A 22974-nucleotide genomic window follows, 5' to 3' on the forward strand; every position below is an offset into this window, starting at 1 on the left:
TAGACTCACTAACGGTCACTCAAACCCCTACAGGATTCGCCTTCTCCGGATCAATGTTGTACTGCTTGATCGCCCGGGCCACGTCCTTCGCGGTCATCTTGCCGTCCTTCGCCAGCGCCGCAATCGCCGCGTGGGCGATGTAGTAGCGGTCCACTTCGAAGAAGCGGCGCAGGTTGGCGCGGGTGTCGGAGCGGCCGAAGCCGTCCGTGCCCAGTACCGAGTAGGTCATCGGCACGAAGGCGCGGATCTGGTCGGCGTAGGCGCGCACGTAGTCGGTGGCGGCGATGGCCGGGCCCTGGCGGCCTTCCAGCAGCTGGGTGACGTAGGGCTTGCGCTGTTCGGCTTCCGGGTGGAGGCGGTTCCAGCGTTCGACGTCGAAGCCGTCGCGGCGCAGCTCGTTGAAGCTGGGGCAGGACCAGATGTCGGCGGTGACGCCGAAGTCCTTGTCCAGCAGTTCGGCCGCGGCGATGGCTTCGCGCAGGATGGTGCCGCTGCCCAGCAGCTGCACGCGCAGTTCGCCCTTCTTGGGCTTGCCGGCGTCGGTGAGCAGGTACATGCCCTTGATGATGCCGTCGGCTGCACCTTCCGGCATGGCCGGGTGGGTGTAGTTTTCGTTCATCAGGGTGATGTAGTAGTACTCGTCGACCTGGTCTTCCATCATGGCCTTGGTGCCATGCTGCAGGATCACGGTGACTTCGTAACCGAAGGTGGGGTCGTAGCTGCGCACGTTGGGAATGCCGCCGGCCACGATGTGGCTGAAGCCGTCTTCGTGCTGCAGGCCTTCGCCGTTGAGCGTGGTGCGGCCGGCGGTGCCGCCCAGCAGGAAGCCGCGGGTACGCATGTCCGCCGCCTGCCAGGCCAGGTCGCCCACGCGCTGGAAGCCGAACATCGAGTAGTAGATGTAGAACGGCAGCATGGGCACGTTGCTGACCGAGTAGCTGGTGCCGGCGGCCATCCACGAGGCAATGGCGCCCGGCTCGCTGATGCCCTGCTGCAGCACCTGGCCGCTCTGGTCTTCGCGGTAGTACATGAGCTGGTCGGCATCGACCGGCTTGTACTTCTGCCCGTACGGGGCGTAGATGCCGATCTGGCGGAACAGGCCTTCCATGCCGAAGGTGCGGGCTTCGTCGGCGACGATGGGCACCAGGCGCGGGCCCAGTTCCTTGTCGCGCAGGCTGATGTTCAGCGTCTGCACGAAGGCCATGGTGGTGGAATAGGTGCGCTCGCCCGAATCCTTGAGCAGGCGCTCGTAGGTTTCCAGCTTGGGCGCGTTGAAGGATTTGTCGGCCTTGCGGCGGCGCTGCGGCAGGTAGCCGCCGAGCGATGCGCGGCGCTCCTGCAGGTACTGCACTTCCGGCGAATCCGGGCCCGGGTGGTAGAACGGCACCTGGCCGTCCTTGAGCTGTTCGTCGGTGACCGGGATGTTGAAGCGGTCGCGGAAGTGGCGCACCGCTTCGTCGTCCAGCTTCTTGGTCTGGTGGGTGGGGTTGAGCGCCTCGCCAGCGCTGCCCATGCCGTAGCCCTTGACCGTCTTGGCCAGGATGACGGTGGGCATGCCCTTGGTGTTCACCGCCTGGTGGTAGGCGGCGTACACCTTGTGCGGGTCATGGCCGCCGCGGTTCAGGCGCCAGATGTCGTCGTCGGACAGGCTGGCCACCATGGCGGCGGTTTCCGGGTACTTGCCGAAGAAATGCTCGCGCGTGTACGCGCCGCCGAAGGCCTTGCAGTTCTGGTATTCGCCGTCGACGGTTTCCATCATCAGCTTCTTGAGGACGCCGTTGGTGTCCTTGGCAAGAAGCGGATCCCAGTAGGAGCCCCACAGCAGCTTGATGACGTTCCAGCCGCCGCCGCGGAACACGCCTTCCAGTTCCTGGATGATCTTGCCGTTGCCGCGCACCGGGCCATCCAGGCGCTGCAGGTTGCAGTTGACCACGAAGATCAGGTTGTCCAGGCCTTCGCGGCCGGCCAGGGCAATGGCGCCCAGGGTTTCGGGCTCGTCGCTCTCGCCGTCGCCGATGAAGCACCACACCTTGCGGTCGGACTTCTCGATGAGGCCGCGGTTTTCCAGGTAGCGCATGAACTGCGCCTGGTAGATGGCCGCCAGCGGGCCCAGGCCCATGGACACGGTGGGGGTCTGCCAGAAGTCCGGCATCAGCCACGGGTGCGGGTAGGACGACAGGCCGCCGCCGTCCACTTCCATCCGGAACTTGTCCAGCTGCTGCTCGCTGATGCGGCCTTCCAGGAAGGCGCGGGCGTAGATGCCCGGGGCGCTGTGGCCCTGGATGAACAGCAGGTCGCCGGGGTGGTTTTCACTCGGGGCGCGCCAGAAGTGGTTGAAGCCCACGTCATACAGCGTGGCGCCGGAGGCGAAGGAGGCGATGTGGCCGCCCAGGTCGCCCGGCTTGCGGTTGGCGCGCACCACGGTGGCCATGGCGTTCCAGCGGATGATGGAACGGATGCGCCATTCCAGCTCGGCATTGCCGGGGCTCTTGGCCTCCAGCTGCGGCTCGATGGTGTTGACGTATTCGGTGGTGGGGGAGAACGGCAGGAACGCGCCCGAACGACGGGTCAGCTCAACCATGCCTTCCAGCAACTGATGCGCGCGCTCGGGGCCCTCGACATCGATAACGGCCTTCAACGACTCGATCCACTCCTGGGTTTCCAGGGGGTTCGGGTCGTTGTGCAGCACTTCATTCAACCAGTTCATTGGCGCTCCCAGGTACGGCACGCACGCGCGCGCTTGTTCAGTAGTTTTGAGCCGCAAAGTGTAGCGCACCCGCCCGCCTGCGAAGCTGGCTACGCCTGCGTATGGGCGTGCCGGCGGCGGTGTCTGGCGGACAACGCGCGACAGTGCGTTGGCCGCCCGCGGGACAGCGGCGGACAGGTGCAACGCCCTGTGCGCCTTGTTGCGGCGCGTTGCCCGTGGAGCGGCCGCGCGCCCGCGTTGATGCAGTGCCGGCCAGGCACCCGTGGCGACACGCAGCGCCACGGAACAGCGTGTTCCCCGTGGATGCGGGGCTTGCCCGCCGGGGCCCGCATTTCGTAGATGCGGGGCTCGCCCCGCATGGGGGCCTTCCCGGCGAACCCCGTGCCGGGCAAGCCCGGCACCTACGGGGGCGTTTGACCGCTCTTTTGCCCCGTGAATGCGGCGCTTGCCGCGCGTGGAGCCGGGCACCGTAGATGCGGGGCTTACCCCGCATGGGGCCTTCCCGGTGAATCCCCGTGCCGGGCGAGCCCGGCACCTACGGGGGCGTTTGCCCGCTCTCTTGGCCCGTGAATGCGGCGCTTGCCGCGCGGAGAGCCCGGCACCGTAGATGCGGGGCTTGCCCCGCATGGGGCTTTCCCGGCGAAGCCCCGTGCCGGGCAAGCCCGGCACCTACGGGGGCGTTTGCCCGCTCTCTTGGCCCGTGAATGCGGCGCTTGCCGCGTGGGGAGCCGCGCATTTCGTGGATGCGGGGCTTGCCCCGCATGGGGCCTTCCCGGCGAACCCCGTGCCGGGCGAGCCCGGCACCTACGGGCGTTTGCGCCTCCTTGCTCCGTGAATGCGACGGGCGGTGCGATGCGGCCAGGCGCTGGCTGTCGCGGCCGGTTTGCGACAGGGTGGTTTTCGATATATCGTCACGACCAAATTCGATATATCGAAATCATGCCGTCTGCGCCGCCGCCTACCGCCCGTAAACGCCCCAACGCGCGCCCGCTCGGCCGTGGCGACCTGCGCCTGCTGCTGCTGTCGCTGCTGGGGCAGGCGCCGCGGCATGGGTATGAGCTGATCCAGCAGGTCGGTGAGATGTTCATGCACGTGTATGCGCCCAGTGCCGGCTCGGTGTACCCGCTGCTGGCCGATTTCGAGAAGCAGCGCTGGGTGGTGGCCGAGGAAGACGGCGGCCGCCGGCGCTACCGCATTACCGCCCTCGGCCAGGCGCAGCTGAAGCTGCGGCAGGCCGAGGTGGAAGCGGCGCAGCTGCGCGCCCACCACAGCGCCCGCGCCATCACCAAGGCCAACCTGCCGCCGCCGGTACGCGAGGCGATGCACCGGCTCAAGAAGGCGCTGGTGCTGCGCGGCGGCCGCTGGCAGGACGTCGATGCCGGGCGCGTGGCCGCGCTGCTGGAACAGGCCGCGGCGCTGGTACGCCAGGGCGACGCCGACGCCTGATCTTTCTGTTTCCCCACGACCGAGCCAGACGCCTCCCGCCAGGTCACCCCGGCGCACAGCGCCCACCGACCCCCAGGTATGCCCATGTCATTGCACGAAAACCGCACCCTTCGCCTCACCCCGCGTTTCCGCCAGCTGCAGGTATTGCGCAGCGAGCGCCTGACCCCGCACATGCAGCGCATCGTGGTGGGCGGCGCCGAGCTGGAAGGCTTCGACAGCCCGGGGCCGGACGACCACGTCAAGCTGTTCTTCCCCAATGCGCAGGGCGCGTTCGTGCTGCCGGAGCTGACCGCGCAGGGCCCGCGCTACCCGGACGGGCTGGCGCCCTCGCCCAGCCGCGATTACACCCCGCGCCTGCACGACGCCGCGGCCGGTGAGCTGGTGCTGGATTTCGTGCTGCACGGCCACGGCGTGGCGTCGGGCTGGGCGCTGCGTGCGCAGCCGGGCGATGCGCTGGTGGTGGCCGGGCCGCGCGGTTCATTCCAGGTAGCCGACGACTACGACGCCTATGTGCTGATCGGCGACGAGACCGCGCTGCCGGCCATTGCCCGGCGCCTGGCGGAACTGCCGGAGCACGCGCAGGCCGAAGTGCTGGTCGAGATTCCCGAGGAGGCCGACCGGCAGCCGCTGCCCAGCGCCGCGCAGGTGCGGGTGTCGTGGCTGGAGCGCAATGGCGTGGACGCGGCCAGCAGCACCCTGCTGGAGGACGCGCTGGTGGATTTCGAAGTGCCCGACGGCGATGCGTTCTACTGGATCGCGCTGGAATCGCGGCGCGCGCGGGCGATGCGGCAGTTCTTTACCGGGCACCTGCAGGTGCCGGCCGACTGGATCCGCGCCACCGGGTACTGGAAGGCGCACCCCGGCGATGCCGACTGAGCCGCCCGCGCCACGACGCCGGCGCGGACGCCCGCTGCTATGCTGCGGGCAGTTGATCCGGTTGCCTGCCATGACCCCGCGCCCGCTGAACCTGCTGCTTGTTCCCGCCACCGCCGTGCTGCTCGCCGCCGGCCTGGGTGGCTGCCTGTCCACCCCCGGCCCGACGGTGGCCGGCGACGGCCGCTGCAGCGACACGCAGCTGCAGTGGGCGGTGGGCCAACCGGGCAACGAGGCCAACATGCGCCGGCTGGCGCGCGAGAGCGGCGCCGGGCTGGTGAATCCGATCGGCCCGGCCACCATCGTCAGCCGCGATATCCGCCAGGACCGGCTGCGGGTGTTCCTGGACGCGGGCAACACCATCACCGCGGTGCGCTGCGAATAGGCGCCGCGCGGCCCGACCCGCGACGAACGACAAACGAGCAAAGGCCCGCCCCCGGCGGGCCTTTTGCGCATGGGCGATGCGACAATCGCGCCCGGTCATGACGGAACAGGCGGCAACGTGGGCAAGCTGACGATGGCGGTGATGGATACCCTGCAGGCACGCGTGGCCGACGATGGCCAGTGCGACACGCTGCTGGCCGGGTTTGCGCAGCCGCAGGCGCTGCGCGCGCCGCTGCGGGCGCTGGTGCAGGCGCAGCAGCAGCTGCTGCAGGCCGAGCACGAGGTGGCGCAGGTGGCCGACGTGCTGCGCCGCGACCAGAAGTACGCGCCGGCCGGGCGGCCGTCGATCCATATCGTGCAGCTGCGCAAGCAGCAGGCGGCCGCAAAGCAGGTAATGCTGATCGCGCGGCAGCGGCTGGCGCAGGTGGCGCAGACCTTCGTGCAGGCCAGCGGGCTGGCGCTGAAGCCGAAGCAGTCGCCCAGCGAGGCGGTGCTGGCGTGGCTACAGGCACTGCGCTGAGCCACCGGCGCGCCCGCGGCGCGGCGCCGCGGCGGCCGCGATGAAAAGCACAAGGCCCGCCATTGGCGGGCCTTGTGCGTACTGCGTGCGGGCCAGGTGCCCGGCGGCTTATTCGGCCTTCGGGATCGAGGCTTCGGTGGTGATGCGCACCTTGACCTCGTCGCTCACGGCCGGGGCGTAGGCGCCCACGCCGAAGTCGCTGCGCTTGAGCGTGGTGGTGGCGTCGAAGCCGACCGACGGCAGCTTCAGCATCGGGTGCTCACCGGCGCCGTTGATGGTGACGTCCAGGGTGACCGGCTTGGTGGTGCCCTTGACGGTCAGGTCGCCGCTGACGGTGAGCTTGTTGGTGCCGGCGGCTTCGACCTTGGTGCTCTTGAAGGTGGCGGTCGGGAACTTGGCGGCGTCGAAGAAATCGGCGCTGCGCAGGTGTTCGTCGAACTTGGCGGTGAAGGCGTTCAGGCCCGACAGCGGCAGGGTCACTTCCACGCTGGACTTGGTGACGTCGGCGGCGTCGTAGACCAGGGTGCCGTCGACGTTGCCGAAGTGCGCGCTGGGGTTGGAGAAGCCCATGTGGGTCCACTGCACCAGCACGTCGGTGTGGGTCGGGTCGAGCTTGTAGGTACCGGAAGCGACCTGGATCGGGGCGACTTCGGGCGCGGCCGGGGCGGCGGCGGCTTCGGCCGGGGCGGCGGCGGTGGTGTCGGCCGGGGCGGCCGGGGCAGCGGTATCGGCCGGCTTGGAGCAGGCGCTGATGGCGGCGGCCAGGGCCAGCGGGAGCAGCAGCTTGGTGACGGTGGACATGGGTGTCTCCTGGGATGCGGAATGGGAAGGCGGGAACGGTCTTTTCAGCATGCCGGCGCGCGCGTGACGGCGCCGGGTGGAGCGGTCAAACGATACGCGCGGCTTCGTCGAAGGACAGGCGCGGCAGGCGCGGGAACACGCCGGACGGATCGCCATAGCCCAGGTTGACGAGGAAGTTGGACTTGATGGCGGTGCCGGCGAAGAACGCGGCGTCGACCTTGGCGTTGTCGAAGCCGGACATGGGGCCGGCGTCCAGGCCCAGCGCGCGCGCGGCCAGCATCAGGTAGGCGCCCTGCAGGCTGCCGTTGCGGAAGGCGGCCTCGTGGCGGCCTTCGCGTGGGCCGTCGAACCAGGACTTGGCGTCGGTGTGCGGGAACAGGTACGGCAGCTTTTCGTGGAAGTCCTCGTCGTAGCCGACGATCACCGTCACCGGCGCGGCCAGGGTCTTGGCCAGGTTGCCTTCGGACAGCGCCGGGGCCAGCTTCTGCTTGGCTTCGGCGGACTTGACGAACACGAAGCGCGCCGGCGTGGAGTTGGCCGCGGTCGGGCCCCACTTCAGCAGGTCGTACAGCGCGCGCAGCTGGCTGTCCTCGACCGGGCGGTCCTGGAAGGCATTCTGGGTGCGCGCGGTGCGGAACAGCTGGTCGAGCGCGGCATCGGCAAGAACATCAGACATGGAAACTCCGTGATGGATTGGCTACGGTCGTGGCCTTGTACGGGCAAGCCCCGGACAATGCCAGCGCAGCAGAGGCCGCAGTGTAGGGCGTCGTGACTGTTGCAACACCCGGCCTGACTGAAACGAATTAATGCCACACGCGAAACGATCGACGCTTCCCTGGACGATCACCGACGGCCGCGCCGGCAACGTGCGCCAGGCCGTGGCGTTGGCGTCGGCGCTGCGCCTGGGCGGCCAGCAGCGGCTGCAGCTGGCACCGCGCGCGCCGTGGCGCTGGCTGGCGCCGCGCACCCTGCCCGGCGCCGCGCGCGGCTTTGGCGAAACGTTCGAACGCCTGGCCACCGGGCCGGCGCCGGCGCTGGCGATCGGCTGCGGCCGTCAGGCCGCCGGCGCGCTGCGGGTGCTCGGCGCGCGTGGCACGCGCACGGTGCAGATCCTGGACCCGCGCATCAATGCCCGCCACTGGGACCTGGTGGTGGTGCCCGAGCATGACCGCCTGCGCGGCGGCAACGTGCTGACCCTGCTGGGCAGCCTGAACCCGGTGACCGACGACTGGCTGGCCTGCGGCCGCGCCGCGTTCGCCAGCTTCGAGCAGTTGCCCGGGCCGCGCACCGCGCTGCTGGTGGGCGGCCCCACCGACCATGCGCCGTGGCAGCAGGCGGAGATCGTGCCGGTGCTGCGCGAACTGGCCGCGCGCATCCGCGCCGAGGGCGGCAGCGTGCTGGCCACCACCTCGCGGCGCACGCCGCGACCGGTGACCCAGGCGCTGCTGCGCGCGTTCGACGACGTGCCCGGGGTGATCTGGAGCGACGGCGGCGACGGCAGCAACCCGTATGCCGGCCTGCTGGGCTGGGCCGACCGGGTGGTGTGCACGCCCGATTCGGTGAACCTGCTGTCCGAGGCCTGCGCCACGCGGGTGCCGGTGGGCGTGCTGCTGGGCCAGCGCGCGCAGGCGCGGATGCTGCGCTTCCAGCGCGCGCTGCGCGCGCGCGGGCGCCTGCTGGACGGGCTGGACGCGCTGCAGGCCGATCCGCGGCAGCCGATAGAACCGCTGCGCGAAACCCCGCGCATCGCCGCCGAGGTGAAGGCGAGGCTTGGCCTGTAACTCTTTCTTACGTGCCCCCTGCAAGGATGCGCCGCCGATGAACCGCCCTCTTCCCGCCCTGCTGGCGCTGGGCCTGGCCACGCTGGCGCCGGCCGCGCTGGCGCAGCCGCCGGCCTGCGCCCCGCGCTACCCGCCGCCCACCACGATGGCGGCGATGTTCGACATGGCCGCGCTCACCGCCGACACCCTGGACGCCCTGCCCGGGGTGGACGTGGCCATTGCCGCGCGCGGCGGCCAGGACCTGAGCCGGTATGGGCTGCGCCACAGCCACCTGGCGTTCCTGCGCCGCGACGCCGCCGGCCGCTGGGAGGTACTGCACCTGCTCAACCGCTGCCAGGGCGGTACCTCGGCGCTGTACCGCGAGGGGCTGGTGAACCTGGTGGGCGAAAGCGCCATCCGCACCGACCTGCGCGTGGGCATTCCCAGCGCCGCGGTACGCGCGGCGCTGGCGCAGTTGCTGGACGGCGATGCCGCGCCGGCGCGTGCCCTGCACCAGCCGCGCTACAGCATGCTGGCCTACCCCGGCAGCAGCGACTACCAGAACTCCAACCAGTGGGTGCTGGAAGTGCTGGCCGCGGCGATGGCGCGCGCCGGCGAGGGCCGCGTGCTGGACGGGCGCAGCGCGACGCGTGACTGGCTGCAGCGCAACGACTACCGCCCCGCGCGGCTGCACATCGGCCTGGGCAAGCGGCTGGGCGCGCGGCTGTTCGCCGACAACGTGGCGGTCACCGACCACCCGGCCAGCGAGCGCCTTTCCGGCAACTACTCGGTGGTGACGGTGGAGTCGGTGTTCGATTTCCTGCACCACCGTGGCGCGCTGGAGCGCGAGCTGAGCATTCCCCACCAGGGCGACGCGGCCGCCGCGCCCGCCCCTTCTTCCCCGTGACCCCAGGAACGCCCCCATGAAGCCCTTGCCCGCCGCTGCCGCCCTGACCTTCGCCCTGACCTTCGCCCTGGCCCTGCTGCTGCCCACTGCCCCGGCACGCGCCGGCGACAACCTGAACACCTCCGACGTCTCGGTGCTGCTGGTCAGCGGCAGCGCGGTGATGGTGGTCTCCGGGCCGGTGTTCCTGTCGGCGGCGGGCGTGAACCGCGCCAGCGAGCTGTCCAGGACGGCGGACGCCCCAGGCGACGGCCGCCGCCGGATCAGTGCCGGGCCGCTGCCGGACATGCAGGTCAAGGCGATCGCACCGACCGCCGATGGCGGCCGCAGCGTGACCCTGGTGGACCCGCACGACCCGGCAAACAGCGCGCGCCTGCAGTGGCCGCAGCGCGAGGACAACCCGGCCGCCAATTTCGTGCCCGGCCAGACCGTGGCCTTCACCCCCAGCCCGCGCGGCAGCGGCTGGATGCTGCGCGCCGAGGACGGCGCGGTGCTGACCTTCGTGCCGACCATCGAGGCGGCCGACGACAGCCACAGCGCCACGCTGTAGGCCCGTACCCGGCCACCGGCAGCGGGTGAAGGGCGGTAAAGCCGGCGGCCGGTACAATGCCGGCCCGTTGTTGCCTGCCTGTTCCGGCACCGCCACCCACTTTTCCCCGCCCGCCGGCGGCCACGCCCCCTGGCGTTGCCGCCCGTTGCCTGTCTGCCGCCATGCCCCCGACTCCGCCGATCCGTTTCGCCCCGCTCACTCCGCTGTCGCTGCTGCTGGCCGTGCTGGCCATGGGCGCGGTGGTGCTGGGCTCGAACGTTCTGGTGCAGTACCCGATCAACGACTGGCTGACCTGGGGCGCCTTCAGCTACCCGGTGGCGTTCCTGGTGAGCAACCTGATCAACCGCCGCTTCGGCCCGCAGGCGGCGCGGCGCGTAGCCTGGGCCGGGTTCGCGGTGGCGGTGCTGCTGTCGGTGTGGATCGCCACGCCGCGCATCGCGGTCGCCTCGTGCATGGCCTTCATCTGCGCGCAGCTGCTGGACATCACCGTGTTCGACCGGCTGCGCCGCGGCAACTGGTGGCGCGCGCCGGCGGTGGCCACCAGCTGCAGCGCGACCCTGGACACGGCGATCTTCTGGACCATCGCCTTCGCCGGCGCGCCGCTGCCGTGGGTGAGCTGGGCGGTGGGCGACTGGCTGGTCAAGCTCGGCATCGGCCTGTGCCTGCTGGTGCCGTTCCGCGCACTGCTGTGGAAGATGGCACCGGCGCGGATGTAAGGCGCCGCGGCGGCGTGTTTCACGGCGGCGGGGCTTGCCCCCGGCGTGTGGCTTTGCCGGTGAAGCCCCGTGCCGGGCGAGCCCGGCACCTACGGTCCCGCGGGGCATGGCTGCACCTGCGTCAGGCCATCCCAACCCGCACAACGCATCGGCAACGTGCGCCCCTGCGGCAATGACCATCGCAGCGTAGATGCGGGGCTTGCCCCGCATTTGGCCTTCCCGGTGAATCCCCGTGCCGGGCAAGCCCGGCACCTACGGTACCGCGGTGGCGAGTACACCTGCGTCGTGCCATCCCCGCGCGAACAACGCATCGGCAACGTGCGTCCCTGCGGCAATGATCATCGCGGCGTAGATGCGGGGCTTGCCCCGCATTTGGCTTTCCCGGTGATGCCCCGTGCCGGGCGAGCCCGGCACCTACGGTCCCGCGGTGGCGAGTACACCTGCGTCGTGCCATCCCCCGCGCGAACAACGCATCGGCAATCTCTCTGCGGCAATGACCATCGCAGCGTAGATGCGGGGCTTGCCCCGCATTTGGCCTTCCCGGTGAAGCCCCGTGCCGGGCGAGCCCGGCACCTACGGTCCCGCGGGGCGCACCTGCGCCTGCGCCAGCGCGCACAACGCATCGGCAACCTGCGGCCCTGCGGCAATGACCATCGCGGCGTAGATGCGGGGCTTGCCCCGCATTCGGCTTTGCCGGTGAGGCCCCGTGCCGGGCGAGCCCGGCACCTACGGTACCGCGGGGCATGGCTGCACCTGCGTCGTGCCATCCCAACCCGCACAACGCATCGGCAACCTGCGCCCCTGCGGCAATGGCGATCGCGGCGTAGATGCGGGGCTCGCCCCGCATTCGGCTTTCCCGGTGAAGCCCGTGCCGGGCGAGCCCGGTACCTACGCTTCGAACGGCAGGCCCTGCGCCACCGCCGCGGCGGTGATCGCCGCGCACGCGCTTTCGATGTCCGGGGTCGGCACGGTGATGCGCGGGCGCCGGTCCAGGGTGCACGACAGGCCGGCATCGAGCAGGGTGGCGTGGGCGTCGTGCAGGGCCGTGGCGGTGGCGGGCGGCAGCCAGCCGCTGGTGGCCAGCGCGTCGATCAGGCGTGGGGTTTCGCGCGGCCCGCACAGCGCCGGGGCGCTCGCCGCGCCGGCCAGCACGCCGGTCTGCAGCAGGAACTCCAGGTCCACCAGGCCGCCGGCGCCCTGCTTGAGGTCCAGCCGCGCGGCATCGCTGCGGTCCAGCTCGGCGCGCATGCGCGCGCGCATCTTCAACACGTCGTCGAACAGGGTGCCGGGGTCGCGGGTGCGGCCCAGCGTGCTGCCGCGCACCTGCTCGAACGCGGCCAGCAGGGCGGCGTCGCCGGCGACGCCGCGGGCGCGCACCAGCGCCTGGTGTTCCCAGGTCCAGGCGCGCTCGCGCTGGTACTCGGTGTAGCTGGCCAGCGAGGACACCAGCGCGCCCTTGCCGCCGTCCGGGCGCAGGCGCACGTCGATGTCGTACAGGCGCCCGGCGGCGGTGACCGCCGACAGCAGCGCCATCACTTTCTGCGCCAGCCGCGCGAACCAGCGGCTGCTTTCCAGCGGGCGCCGGCCGTCGCTTTCCTCGGCCGCGGGCGGGTGGTCGTACAGGAACACCAGGTCCAGGTCGGACCCGAAGCCCAGTTCCAGCCCGCCCAGGCTGCCGTAGCCGATGATGGCGAAGCGCCCGCCCGGCACCTGGCCATGCGCAGCGGCCAGGTCGGCGTGCGCCATGGCCAGCACGGTGTCGACCACGGCGTCGGCCAGCTGCGCCAGCTGCCGGGTGCAGTCCACCGCGCGCTGGCGGCCATCGTGGAAGGCCAGCGCCATGCGGAAGCTCAGTGCCAGGCGTACCTCGTTGAGCGCGCGCAGCGCGGCTTCCGGGTCGTCGATGGCCAGTGCCGCGGCGCACGCGTCGCGCATTTCCTGCGCCTCCGGCAGCGGCCCGGCCACGCGCGTATCCAGCAGTTCGTCCAGCAGCAGCGGGAACGCCACCAGGCGTTCGGACAGCAGCGCGCTGCGCGCCAGCACGTTGACCAGCCGGGTGAGCGCGCTGGGTTGTTCGTCCAGCAGCGCCAGGTAGCTGGTGCGGCGCAGGATCGCCTGCAGCAGGCCGAGCACGCGGCGCAGCGCGGCGTCGGGCTGCGGCGAGCGGGTGGCCGCGTGCAGCAATGCCGGCAGCACCCGGTCCAGGCGCGCGCGCGCGGCGTCGGACAGCGATTTCACCCCGAGCGACTGCGCGAACTCGCGCAGCGACTGGTCGGCGCCGGCGGCGTCGGCGAAGCCGGCCGCGGCCAGCACCTCGGCGTCGCCGCCACCGGGCAGCACCCGCCAGTAGCTGGACAGCGCGTCGGGCGCGGCCTGGCCGCGGCGTGGCGCCAGCAGCGCGGCGAATTCGGTGGCCACGCATTGGCGTTGCTCGTCCAGCGCCACCAGCAGTTGGTCCCAGTCGGCATGGCCCAGGCCCAGCGCGATGCGCAGGCGGTCGTCGGCATCGGCCGGCAGGCGGTGGGTCTGCGCGTCGCGCAGCATCTGCAGGCGGTTCTCCAGGCGGCGCAGGAAGCGGTAGGCGTGGGCCAGCGCGGCGCCGTCGGCCGCGTCCATCTGCCCGGATTCCACCAGCGCCTGCAGCGCCGGCAGCAGCCGCCGTTCGCGCAGCGCCGGTTCGCGGCCACCGCGGATCAGCTGCAGCGCCTGGGCGAGGAACTCGATCTCGCGGATGCCGCCGGGGCCGCGCTTGATGTCGTCGAAGCGGTCGCTGCGTGCGACTTCGGCGGTGATCGCGGCTTTCATCTCGCGCAGGCCGTCGAGCGCGGTGAAGTCCAGGTAGCGGCGGTAGACGAACGGGCGCAGGGTTTCCAGCCAGGCCTCGCCGGCGGCGATGTCGCCGGCCAGCGCGCGCGCCTTGATCCACGCATAGCGCTCCCAGTCGCGGCCCTCGCGCTGGAAGTACTGGTCCATGCCGGCAAAGGACAGCGCCACCCGCCCGGCGCTGCCGAACGGGCGCAGGCGCAGGTCGACGCGGTGGCAGAAGCCGTCGGCGGTGGTTTCGTCCAGCAGCCGCGCCAGGCGCTGGCCCAGCCGCGCGAAGTATTCCTCGGCCGCCAGCGGCCGCGCGCCGTCGGACTCGCCCGCCTGCGGGTAGGCGTAGACCAGGTCGATGTCGGAGGAGAAATTGAGTTCGCCGCCGCCCAGCTTGCCCAGCCCGAACACCACCAGCCGCTGTGCGCTGCCGTCGTCGGCGCGGACCACGCCGTGGCGCTGGGCGAACTCCTGCTCCAGCGCGGCCAGCGCCAGCTGCAGGCAGTCCTCGGCCAGGGCGGTGGCGCCGCGCAGGGTGGCGTCGACGTCGTCCAGCCCGTTCACGTCGCGCCAGACCAGCCGGGTGGAGGCGGCGGCGCGGTAGCGGCGCAGCTGCACCGGCCAGGCGCTGGGCTGCAGCGGGTCGAGCACGGGCAGCGGCAGCGGCGCGTCGACGGCCAGCTGCGCCAGCAGCTCCGGCTGCCGGCACAGGGTGTCGATGGCGAAATCGCTGGCCAGCGCCAGCCGCCGCAGGCCGGCCTCGAGGTCAGGGGCCTGCGGCCAGTGCGCCGGGTCCGGCGCGGCGAGCCTGAGGCGGGCGATGGCGCGGTCAAGCAGGGCGGCCACGGACGGGGGCGGGTCGGAAATCGGCAAGGTCATGGGCCCATTCTGGCATTGCCGGGCGCCTGCCCCGCGGGAGCGGAGGCTCCAGGACAGCTGATGCGACAGCATCACGCATCAATCATCAGGGAAAGCCTCATGCGCACCACCCTCGATATCGCCGACGACGTGCTGTTTGCCGCCAAGGAGCTGGCACGCCGCGAGAAGAAGCCACTCGGCCAGGTGATCAGCGAGCTGGCGCGGCGGGCGTTCGCCCAGTCCGATGCCCCCTGGGGCACGACCGGCGTGGCCGAACCCCTGGCCGATTACGGCATTCATCCGCTGCCGCCACGCGGCGTGGTGGTCAGCAATGAACTGATCGACCGCCTGCGCGACGAAGAGGGCATCTGATGCGCGCGTTGCTCGACGTGAACGTGCTGATCGCACTGCACGACAGCGACCACGTCCACCATCACCCGGCCTCGGCCTGGCTGCGCACGCACATCGCGCATGGCTGGGCCAGTTGTCCGCTTACCCAGAACGGTTGCCTGCGCATCATGTCCCAGCCCGGATACGCCAAGCCGCAACCGCTGGGCAGCCTGGTGAGCATGCTGGAACGTTCCACGTCCACGCGCTTCCATGCGTTCTGGCCAGACGCCATCAGCGTGCTGGATCGCACGCATTTCCAGCATGGCTACATCCACAGTCCGCGACAGTTGACCGATCTGTACCTGCTGGCGCTCGCGGTGCACCACGGCGGGCGGCTGGTGACCTTCAACCGGCACATTGCGCTGAGTGCGGTAGCGGGCGCGCGGCCCGAGCACCTGGTGCAGTTGTAAGGCCGACCGCGGCACCGGGCACGGCACCGGGAGACCGCAAATAAAAAGCCCGCTGGCAGCGAACTGCCAGCGGGCTTTGCTCCCTCCCCCACGTCGGGATGCAGGGCGATCCTGCGGGGTCGGCGTACAAGTTGCACGCTGCAGTGCAAAAAAGCCGCTGGCACCGGCAAGGCCCCGGAAACGGCCCGTGGCCGGCCCCGCCGCCCCCGCATCGCCGGGCGAATGCCATCCCACGAAGGTAGAACACCGCCGGTGGCCGCCATCCGGGATAATCGGCCATCCCCACGAGCCAACGTCGTTTCCATGTCTGTAGAACGCATCCTGGACCCGCGCCTGCGCGAACGGGTCGTCTCCGCCGAACACGCCGCCAGCCTGATCCAGCCGGGCGAAACCGTCGCGATGAGCGGTTTCACCGGTTCCGGTTACCCCAAGGCGGTGCCGCAGTGCCTGGCCCAGCGCATCGAACAGGCGCACGCGCGCGGCGAGGAGTTCCGCATCAACCTGCTGACCGGCGCCTCGACCGCACCGGAGCTGGACGGCGCGCTGGCCAAGGTCGATGGCATAGCCATGCGCATGCCGTTCCAGAGCGACCCGGACGCGCGCAAGCGCATCAACGCCGGCAAGCTGGACTACCTGGACATCCACCTGTCGCACGTCGCCCAGCACGTGTGGTTCGGCTTCTACAACGAAATCGACACCGCGGTGGTCGAGGTCTCGGCGATCCACGCCGACGGCTCGCTGGTGCCGTCCACCTCGGTGGGCAACAACAAGACCTGGCTGGACCTGGCCAAGAAGGTGATCATCGAGGTCAACGCGTGGCAGCCGCTGGGCATGGACGGCATGCACGACGTCTATTACGGCACCGCGCTGCCGCCGCACCGCAAGCCGATCCCGCTGGTGCGCGGCGACGACCGCATCGGCCAGACCACGCTGCGCTGCGACCCGGACAAGATCGCCGCGGTGGTGCTCACCCACGCGCCGGACCGCAACAGCCCGTTCAACCCGCCCGATGCCGACAGCCAGCGCATCGCCGGGCACCTGATCGAGTTCCTCAAGCATGAAGTGGCGCGCGGCCGCCTGCCGGCCAACCTGCTGCCGCTGCAGTCGGGCGTGGGCAACATTCCCAATGCGGTGCTGGCGGGGCTGGCCAGCAGCGGCTTCCGCGACCTGGAAGCATTCACCGAGGTGATCCAGGACGGCATGCTCGAGCTGCTGCGCACCGGCGTGCTGCGCTATGCCTCGTGCACCGGCTTCGCGCTGAGCCCGGTGGCCACCGAGGAGTTCATGCGCAACATTGACTTCTACCGGCAGCGCATCATCATGCGCTCGCAGGAAGTGTCCAACCACCCGGAGCTGGTGCGCCGGCTGGGCTGCATCGGCATGAACGGCATGATCGAGGCCGACATCTACGGCAACATCAATTCCACCCATGTCATGGGCAGCAGCATCATGAACGGCATCGGCGGCTCGGGCGACTTCGCGCGCAACGGCTTCCTGTCGATCTTCCTGAGCCCGTCCACCGCCAAGAACGGCAGCATTTCCTCGATCGTGCCGATGGTCAGCCATGTCGACCACACCGAGCACGACGTGGCGGTGGTGGTCACCGAGCAGGGCCTGGCCGACCTGCGCGGGCTGCCGCCGCGGGCCCGCGCGCGCACGCTGATCGCCAACTGCGTGCACCCGGAGTTCCGCGACCAGCTCAGCGATTATTTCGAGCGTGCCTGCCGCGACAGCTACGGCAAGCACACCCCGCACCTGCTGCCGGAGGCGCTGTCCTGGCACCAGCGCTGGCTGGACACCGGCACGATGAAGGCCTGAGGCCCGCATTTGCCGCACCGCATGAAGCCCGGGATTCCCGGGCTTCATGCGTTTACCGGCGGGCCCGGCTCAGCCGCCGGTCTGGTCCTTGACCGTCGTGGCCTGGCCGTTGGCCTTGACGCTGCTGATGCCGGCTTCGCGCGCGGCCTGCGATGCATACAGCTGGCTGCTGCCGATCACCTGGTGGTTGGCCGCCGTGAGGTTGAAATGGTAACGGCCGTCGCTGGCCGTCCTGCGCGCGTAGCGCGCGTCGTCGGCACAGTTGGCGCGTACCGAGGCGATGCCGTTCTCCGCGGCCGCGCGCGTGGTGTAGCGCTCGCTGCCCAGGATGACTTCGGCATTGCCGGCCTTGAGCACGAAGTGGAACTGGCCGTCACTGCTGCGATGCAACTCGAACCAACCCTTCATCAGGTTTCCCCCGCTGCTGGAGTCGCCGGCGCGCAACGCCGCGGCACCGCCGCCGCCCCGCTCCGGCCGGAGGCCCGCCGCAAGCGGGCCGCTGTGGCCGCGCAAAGCCCCACGGCCAGGCCCGAATCTACCCTTATCGGCCGCCGTGTTCGAGCCAGGCCAGCTTGCGGTCGCGTGGTTGCCGCTTCAGCTGCCACTCCGCGCGCGACGCGGCGGCGCGGTCGGCGTACTGGCGGACACCCAGCACGCGCAGCGGCGGGTGCGCGCGGGTGTAGCGCGCGCCCTTGCCGGCCGCATGCGCCTGGAAGCGCGCCTGCACGTCGGTGGTGATGCCGGCGTAGTAACTGCCGCCGCTGCACTCCAGCAGGTACAGGAACCAGGCGCCGCCGGCCACGTTGCCTCCCGTACGCGGCTTACAGGCTGGCGGCGTCGGCGATCTTGCACATGCCCTCGCCCACGGCCTTGTTCGAGGTCATCTGCCCGCCCTTGATGCTGAAACGCACTTCCACGCGGATGCTGCCGTCGTCCTGGCGGCGCACGGTGGTGCGCAGCGGCACGGTGGAACCGCCGCCACCGCGCACCGGGTTCTCGGCGGCGATGTAGCCGGTGCGCTCGTTCGGCGACACCGACACCATGCCCTCGGCCTCGATCGCGGCGACGGTCTTGCGGAAGGCTTCGGCGTAGCTGACGCCTTCGTGTTCGGTCGCGGCCAGGAACTGCTTGCCGGTGGTGAAGCCGCCGGTCACCGACAGATTCTGCAGGCAGCCACTGCCCGAGTCCTGGACCGGCTTTTTGGCCATGGCCAGTGCCGGCACCAGCATCAATGCCATCGCGACGGTGCAACTGAGGGTACGCATCACTTCCTTCTCCCTGGTACGGTGATTGATCGGCTTCCTGCCGGACGCGGCGCGTCCTGTTCCACACAGCAGGCGGGAGGCCTGGCGCCTCCCGCCGGGTAAACTACTTGGAGCGGCCGGCCGCTGCCAGTGCAGGCGTCACATCCGCTCAGGCGGCCGCCTCCAGCCGCGCGCGGCGGCGCACCCGCACCGCCTCGGCCAGGCGCTCGAGCACCTGCACGGTGCTGTCCCAGCCGATGCAGCCGTCGGTGATGCTCTGGCCGTAGACCAATGGCTGGCCGTCGACCAGGTCCTGGCGGCCGGCGACCAGGTGGCTCTCGACCATGACCCCGACCACGCGCGATTCGCCCGCTTCCAGCTGCGCGGCGATGTCCTCGATCACCTGCGGCTGGTTCTCCGGCTTCTTGCTGCTGTTGGCATGGCTGGCGTCGATCATCAACCGCGCCGGCAGCTGCGCCCTGGCCAGCACCTCGCTGGCCGCCTGCACGCTGGCCGCGTCGAAGTTGGGCAGCTTGCCGCCGCGCAGGATGACGTGGCAGTCGGGGTTGCCGCCGGTGGCGACGATGGCGGTGCCGCCCTCCTTGGTGACCGACAGGAAATGGTGCGGATGCGAGGCCGCGCCCACCGCGTCGGCAGCGATCTTGACGTCGCCGGTGGTGCCGTTCTTGAAGCCCACCGGGCACGACAGCCCGGAGGCCAGCTCGCGGTGCACCTGGCTTTCGGTGGTGCGCGCGCCGATCGCGCCCCAGGCCACCAGGTCGGCGATGTACTGCGGCGAGATCACGTCGAGGAACTCCACGCCGGCCGGCAGGCCCAGCCGGTTGATGTCGCGCAGCAGGCCGCGCGCCACCCGCAGGCCCTTGTTGATGTTGAAGCTGCCGTCCAGGTCCGGGTCGTTGATCAGCCCCTTCCAGCCGACGGTGGTGCGCGGCTTCTCGAAGTACACGCGCATGACGATTTCGAGTTCGCCGCCAAGCGCGTCGCGCAGCGGGCGCAGGTGCTGGGCGTAGTCCATCGCCGCCACCGGGTCGTGGATCGAGCACGGCCCGACCACCACCGCCAGGCGGTCGTCATGGCCATGCAGGATGCGGTGCAGCGCGGCGCGGGCGTCGGCCACCGTCTGCGAGGCCTGTTCGTCGCAGGGCAGCAGCGAGATCAGGTGCGCCGGCGGGGTCAGCGGATCGAGCCGGCGGATGCGAAGGTCGTCGGTGTGGGGGGGCATTGCGGGGTCTCCGGTGTCAAGCGTGATGGGGGCCCCAGCGGAAGGCGGCATGAAAAAAGCCGCCAGGTTCGCTGGCGGCTTTTCGGGAGTGCGTCTGAAAGTTTCTTCAGGGTGAGCGCAGTCCTTCCTCCGCCAGCGGCTTCGGAAAGTAGTACCAGAAGTAAAAGCTGGCGCGGGTTGCGTTCATGGGCAGCATTGATAACACGGTTTTTTGTGCGATGCGACAGTTTCAACCGCAACCGCGATTCACTCCCGGGGCGCGATACTTGTGCGTCTTCCCCCCGATGCCCGGCGAGGCCCGGCCATGACCACCGACACCCTGCTGCAGGTCGCCTGCCCGCACTGCAACGCCATCAACCGCCTGCCGGCCGCGCGGCTGGCGCAGTCGCCGGCGTGCGGACGCTGCCACCGGCCGCTGTTCGCCGCCACCCCGGTGGTGCTCGACGCCGCCGCCTTCGAGGCCCACGCGCAGCGCTCGCAGCTGCCGCTGCTGGTCGACTTCTGGGCGGCCTGGTGCGGCCCCTGCCGGCAGATGGCACCGGAGTTCGCCAGGGCGGCCGCGCAGCTGGAGCCGCAGGTGCGCCTGGGCAAGCTCGACACCGAGGCCGAGCCGGCGCTGGCGGCGCGCTTCGGCATCCGCAGCATCCCCACGCTGGTGCTGCTGCACGGCGGCCGCGAGCTGGCGCGCCAGTCCGGGGCGATGCCGGCCAGCGCGATCGTGCAGTGGGTGCGCGCGCAGTTGCGGTGAGCGCCCGGCATCGAAACAACCCGCATACCGTAGATGCGGGGCTTGCCCCGCATGAAGCTTCACCGCGAAAGCCCGGTGCGGGGCGAGCCCCGCACCTACGGCACGGTAGCTTCATCGCAAAAGCCATCGTGCGGGGCGAGCCTCGCCCCACAAGACACCCGGTCCGGCGACGGGGAACCGGAAAGCAGGAACCCCGCCTCGCGGCGGGGTTCCTTCGTGCAACGGCAGCGGTGAGGCTGCGGCGGACTTAGAAGTCCATGCCGCCCATGCCACCCATGCCACCCATGCCACCGGCAGCGGCCGGCTCGTCCTTCTTCGGGGCCTCGGCCACCATCGCTTCGGTGGTGATCATCAGGCCGGCGATCGAAGCGGCGTTCTGCAGCGCCGAACGGGTCACCTTGGTCGGATCCAGGATGCCGAACTCCAGCATGTCGCCGAACTCGCCCGAGGCGGCGTTGTAGCCGAAGCTGCCGGTGCCTTCCTTGACCTTGTTGACGATGACCGACGGCTCTTCACCGGCGTTGGCGACGATCTCGCGCAGCGGGGCTTCCATGGCGCGCAGGGCGATCTGGATGCCGTGGTTCTGGTCTTCGTTGGCGCCCTTCAGGCCGGCCAGCGCGGTGACCGCACGGATCAGGGCGACGCCGCCGCCCGGCACCACGCCTTCCTCGACCGCCGCACGGGTGGCGTGCAGGGCGTCGTCGACGCGGTCCTTCTTTTCCTTCATCTCGATCTCGGTCGAAGCACCGACCTTGATCACGGCAACGCCACCGGCCAGCTTGGCCACGCGCTCCTGCAGCTTCTCGCGGTCGTAATCGGAGGTGGTGTCCTCGATCTGCACCTTGATCTGCTTGACGCGCGATTCGATGGCAGCGGCATCGCCGGCGCCGTCGATGATGGTGGTGTTCTCCTTGGAGACCTGCACCTTCTTGGCGCGGCCCAGGTCCTTGATGGTGGCCTTCTCCAGCGACAGGCCCACTTCCTCGGAGATCACGGTGCCGCCGGTCAGCACGGCCATGTCTTCCAGCATCGCCTTGCGACGGTCGCCGAAGCCCGGGGCCTTGACCGCCACGACCTTGACGATGCCGCGGATGGTGTTGACCACCAGGGTCGCCAGCGCCTCGCCTTCGATGTCCTCGGCGACGATCAGCAGCGGCTTGCCGGCCTTGGCCACGCCTTCCAGCACCGGCAGCAGGTCACGGACGTTGGAGATCTTCTTGTCGTGCAGCAGGATGAACGGGTCGTCCAGGTCGGCCGACTGCGCCTGCTGGTTGTTGATGAAGTACGGCGACAGGTAGCCGCGGTCGAACTGCATGCCTTCGACCACGTCCAGCTCGTTCTCCAGGCCCGAGCCTTCCTCGACGGTGATCACGCCTTCCTTGCCGACCTTCTTCATGGCTTCGGCGATGATGTTGCCGATCGACTCGTCCGAGTTGGCCGAGATGGTGCCGACCTGGGCGATGGCCTTGTCGTCGGCGGTGGGCTTGGAGATGTTCTTCAGCTCGGCGACGGCGGCCACGACGGCCTTGTCGATGCCGCGCTTGAGGTCCATCGGGTTCATGCCGGCGGCCACGGCCTTGGCGCCTTCGCGGATCAGGGCCTGGGCCAGCACGGTGGCGGTGGTGGTGCCGTCACCGGCGTTGTCGTTGGTCTTGGAAGCGACTTCCTTGACCATCTGCGCGCCCATGTTCTCGAACTTGTCGGCCAGTTCGATTTCCTTGGCGACGGACACGCCGTCCTTGGTGATGGTCGGGGCGCCGAAGCTCTTCTCGAGCACGACGTTGCGGCCCTTCGGGCCCAGGGTCGCCTTGACGGCATTGGCGAGAATGTTGACGCCGCGCACCATGCGCGAACGGGCGTCTTCACCGAAACGGATATCCTTGGCAGCCATTGCTATACCTCAGTGGATCAGGGTTTAAGGGGTCTTGGGAGTCGTTCGGAAACGCGGCTCAGCCGATCACGGCCAGCACGTCGTCCTCACGCAGCACCTTGTATTCGACGCCGTCGGCCTTGTAGGTGGAACCGGCGTACTGGCCGTAGATGACCTTGTCGCCGACCTTCAGCGCCGGGGCGCGGACGCTGCCATTGTCCAGCGGCTTGCCGGGGCCGACGGCCACGACTTCGCCCTTGGTGGACTTTTCCTTGGCCGAATCGGGGATCAGGATGCCACCGGCAGAGACTTCCTCGGCTTCGATGGGCTTGACCACGACGCGGTCGTGCAGCGGCTTGATGCTCATGTGAGACCTCTTGGATGTTGGTGATGGGTCTGGAAAGTCCGGTGGTCGCCACCGCTGCCGTCCGGCAGCAGCGACGCCACGCCTAAAAACGCCCGTCGCCGGGCTTGGCTGGGAAATGGGGACCGCCGGCGGGCTTTCAAGTGCCTGAACCCAACTTCCTGCGGCCCCGTCACCGATGCCCCCGGCGGCGGCGGCGGCGGCGGCATCTGCGACAATGCCGCGGATGGACGCCCGCCTTGTCTTCTGTACCTGCCCCGACGCCGCCACCGCCCAGGCGCTTGCCCGGCTGCTGGTCGAGCAGCGGCTGGCCGCCTGCGTGAACTTGTTGCCGCATATACAGTCTGTGTATCGCTGGCAGGAGCGGATCGAGCAGGCGGAGGAAGTCCAGCTGCTGATCAAGACCACCGCCGATCGCCTGGACGCGCTGACCGCGGCGCTCCTGCAGCACCACCCGTATGAATTGCCGGAAATACTGGCCGTTTCCCCCAGCGCGGGGCTGCCAGCCTACCTGGACTGGATCCGGGCCCAGACCCGCGAGGACCTGACTTGAA

23 protein-coding genes are annotated in these 22974 nt (G+C 70.2%); 13 read left to right on the plus strand and 10 right to left on the minus strand.

Translation table 11 applies throughout. The features are described 5' to 3' along the window. Positions 1 to 19: 19 nt before the first annotated feature. Positions 20 to 2707: a pyruvate dehydrogenase (acetyl-transferring), homodimeric type gene (gene aceE / locus MKP15_RS07880; protein WP_240212343.1), complete on the minus strand. Its 2688-nt coding sequence runs from the start codon at positions 2705 to 2707 to the stop codon at positions 20 to 22. Between the two features lie 939 nt (positions 2708 to 3646). Here aceE and MKP15_RS07885 point away from each other — a divergent pair. The 4 genes from MKP15_RS07885 (at position 3647) to MKP15_RS07900 (ending at position 5930) form a co-directional block, all read left to right on the plus strand. Continuing rightward, on the plus strand, positions 3647 to 4153 hold the full coding sequence (locus MKP15_RS07885) for a helix-turn-helix transcriptional regulator (protein WP_240212344.1): 507 nt from the start codon (positions 3647 to 3649) through the stop codon (positions 4151 to 4153). An 84-nt stretch (positions 4154 to 4237) separates the two neighbouring features. Next, the gene (locus MKP15_RS07890; RefSeq protein ID WP_240212345.1) at positions 4238 to 5029 is read left to right on the plus strand and encodes a siderophore-interacting protein; all 792 of its coding nucleotides are present in this window, start codon (positions 4238 to 4240) and stop codon (positions 5027 to 5029) included. 70 nt (positions 5030 to 5099) lie between these two features. After that, a complete protein-coding gene (locus MKP15_RS07895; protein WP_104939681.1) occupies positions 5100 to 5411 on the plus strand; it encodes a hypothetical protein in 312 nt (103 codons plus the stop codon). Between the two features lie 117 nt (positions 5412 to 5528). Next, positions 5529 to 5930, plus strand: coding sequence for a hypothetical protein (locus MKP15_RS07900; protein WP_054667716.1), 402 nt, complete (start codon positions 5529 to 5531; stop codon positions 5928 to 5930). 108 nt (positions 5931 to 6038) lie between these two features. Here the strand turns inward: MKP15_RS07900 and MKP15_RS07905 are convergent, their stop codons facing one another. Together MKP15_RS07905 and MKP15_RS07910 are read right to left on the minus strand one after the other, a co-directional pair. Beyond that, complete coding sequence (locus MKP15_RS07905; protein WP_240212346.1) at positions 6039 to 6731, minus strand: YceI family protein; 693 nt, start codon at positions 6729 to 6731, stop codon at positions 6039 to 6041. 85 nt (positions 6732 to 6816) lie between these two features. Continuing rightward, complete coding sequence (locus MKP15_RS07910) at positions 6817 to 7407, minus strand: malonic semialdehyde reductase (RefSeq protein ID WP_054667717.1); 591 nt, start codon at positions 7405 to 7407, stop codon at positions 6817 to 6819. Between the two features lie 130 nt (positions 7408 to 7537). On the opposite strand from MKP15_RS07910, the gene MKP15_RS07915 reads away from it, so the two are divergent. The 4 genes from MKP15_RS07915 to MKP15_RS07930 all read left to right on the plus strand — a co-directional run bounded on the left by MKP15_RS07915 (position 7538) and on the right by MKP15_RS07930 (position 10661). Continuing rightward, positions 7538 to 8512, plus strand: coding sequence for a mitochondrial fission ELM1 family protein (locus tag MKP15_RS07915; protein ID WP_054667719.1), 975 nt, complete (start codon positions 7538 to 7540; stop codon positions 8510 to 8512). Between the two features lie 37 nt (positions 8513 to 8549). Beyond that, positions 8550 to 9398, plus strand: a complete 849-nt coding sequence (locus MKP15_RS07920) for a DUF2145 domain-containing protein (RefSeq protein WP_240212347.1) — start codon at positions 8550 to 8552, stop codon at positions 9396 to 9398. 16 nt (positions 9399 to 9414) lie between these two features. Next, positions 9415 to 9945 (plus strand): hypothetical protein, encoded by a 531-nt coding sequence (locus tag MKP15_RS07925; protein ID WP_240212348.1) that lies wholly within the window; start codon positions 9415 to 9417, stop codon positions 9943 to 9945. 161 nt (positions 9946 to 10106) lie between these two features. Beyond that, the gene (locus MKP15_RS07930; protein WP_104939684.1) at positions 10107 to 10661 is read left to right on the plus strand and encodes a queuosine precursor transporter; all 555 of its coding nucleotides are present in this window, start codon (positions 10107 to 10109) and stop codon (positions 10659 to 10661) included. A gap of 888 nt (positions 10662 to 11549) precedes the next feature. Here MKP15_RS07930 and glnE read toward each other — a convergent pair. Continuing rightward, positions 11550 to 14354, minus strand: a complete 2805-nt coding sequence (glnE, locus tag MKP15_RS07935) for a bifunctional [glutamate--ammonia ligase]-adenylyl-L-tyrosine phosphorylase/[glutamate--ammonia-ligase] adenylyltransferase (protein ID WP_240212349.1) — start codon at positions 14352 to 14354, stop codon at positions 11550 to 11552. Positions 14355 to 14453: 99 nt separating this feature from the next. Here glnE and MKP15_RS07940 point away from each other — a divergent pair, with 99 nt between their 5' ends. From MKP15_RS07940 to MKP15_RS07950, 3 genes are all read left to right on the plus strand, one after another. Further along, on the plus strand, positions 14454 to 14705 hold the full coding sequence (locus MKP15_RS07940) for a hypothetical protein (protein WP_054667729.1): 252 nt from the start codon (positions 14454 to 14456) through the stop codon (positions 14703 to 14705). Beyond that, positions 14705 to 15133 (plus strand): TA system VapC family ribonuclease toxin, encoded by a 429-nt coding sequence (locus tag MKP15_RS07945; RefSeq protein ID WP_240212350.1) that lies wholly within the window; start codon positions 14705 to 14707, stop codon positions 15131 to 15133. Before MKP15_RS07940 ends, MKP15_RS07945 begins: the two co-directional genes overlap by 1 nt. 303 nt (positions 15134 to 15436) lie before the next feature. Then, positions 15437 to 16951 (plus strand): acetyl-CoA hydrolase/transferase family protein, encoded by a 1515-nt coding sequence (locus MKP15_RS07950; protein WP_104939687.1) that lies wholly within the window; start codon positions 15437 to 15439, stop codon positions 16949 to 16951. A 69-nt stretch (positions 16952 to 17020) separates the two neighbouring features. Here MKP15_RS07950 and MKP15_RS07955 read toward each other — a convergent pair whose 3' ends face one another. The 4 genes from MKP15_RS07955 to MKP15_RS07970 all read right to left on the minus strand — a co-directional run bounded on the left by MKP15_RS07955 (position 17021) and on the right by MKP15_RS07970 (position 19438). Continuing rightward, positions 17021 to 17359 carry a YegP family protein gene (locus MKP15_RS07955; RefSeq protein ID WP_240212351.1) on the minus strand — a complete coding sequence of 113 codons (339 nt, stop codon included), beginning with the start codon at positions 17357 to 17359 and terminating at the stop codon, positions 17021 to 17023. Positions 17360 to 17492: 133 nt separating this feature from the next. Continuing rightward, on the minus strand, positions 17493 to 17753 hold the full coding sequence (locus MKP15_RS07960; RefSeq protein ID WP_104939689.1) for a GIY-YIG nuclease family protein: 261 nt from the start codon (positions 17751 to 17753) through the stop codon (positions 17493 to 17495). Positions 17754 to 17772: 19 nt separating this feature from the next. After that, positions 17773 to 18216, minus strand: coding sequence for a hypothetical protein (locus tag MKP15_RS07965; protein ID WP_161615507.1), 444 nt, complete (start codon positions 18214 to 18216; stop codon positions 17773 to 17775). Between the two features lie 148 nt (positions 18217 to 18364). Further along, positions 18365 to 19438, minus strand: a complete 1074-nt coding sequence (locus tag MKP15_RS07970; protein WP_240212352.1) for a 3-deoxy-7-phosphoheptulonate synthase — start codon at positions 19436 to 19438, stop codon at positions 18365 to 18367. Positions 19439 to 19742: 304 nt separating this feature from the next. On the opposite strand from MKP15_RS07970, the gene trxC reads away from it, so the two are divergent. Beyond that, on the plus strand, positions 19743 to 20186 hold the full coding sequence (gene trxC / locus MKP15_RS07975) for a thioredoxin TrxC (RefSeq protein WP_240212353.1): 444 nt from the start codon (positions 19743 to 19745) through the stop codon (positions 20184 to 20186). A 247-nt stretch (positions 20187 to 20433) separates the two neighbouring features. Here the strand turns inward: trxC and groL are convergent, their stop codons facing one another. After that, positions 20434 to 22077, minus strand: a complete 1644-nt coding sequence (groL, locus tag MKP15_RS07980) for a chaperonin GroEL (RefSeq protein ID WP_104939693.1) — start codon at positions 22075 to 22077, stop codon at positions 20434 to 20436. A gap of 58 nt (positions 22078 to 22135) precedes the next feature. Continuing rightward, positions 22136 to 22423: a co-chaperone GroES gene (locus MKP15_RS07985; protein WP_104939694.1), complete on the minus strand. Its 288-nt coding sequence runs from the start codon at positions 22421 to 22423 to the stop codon at positions 22136 to 22138. Positions 22424 to 22637: 214 nt separating this feature from the next. On the opposite strand from MKP15_RS07985, the gene cutA reads away from it, so the two are divergent. Next, on the plus strand, positions 22638 to 22973 hold the full coding sequence (cutA, locus tag MKP15_RS07990) for a divalent-cation tolerance protein CutA (protein WP_240212354.1): 336 nt from the start codon (positions 22638 to 22640) through the stop codon (positions 22971 to 22973). The last annotated feature ends 1 nt before the right edge of the window (position 22974 follow it).

It is taken from the genome of Stenotrophomonas sp. Y6, from assembly GCF_022436665.1.
Lineage (GTDB): Bacteria > Pseudomonadota > Gammaproteobacteria > Xanthomonadales > Xanthomonadaceae > Stenotrophomonas > Stenotrophomonas acidaminiphila_A.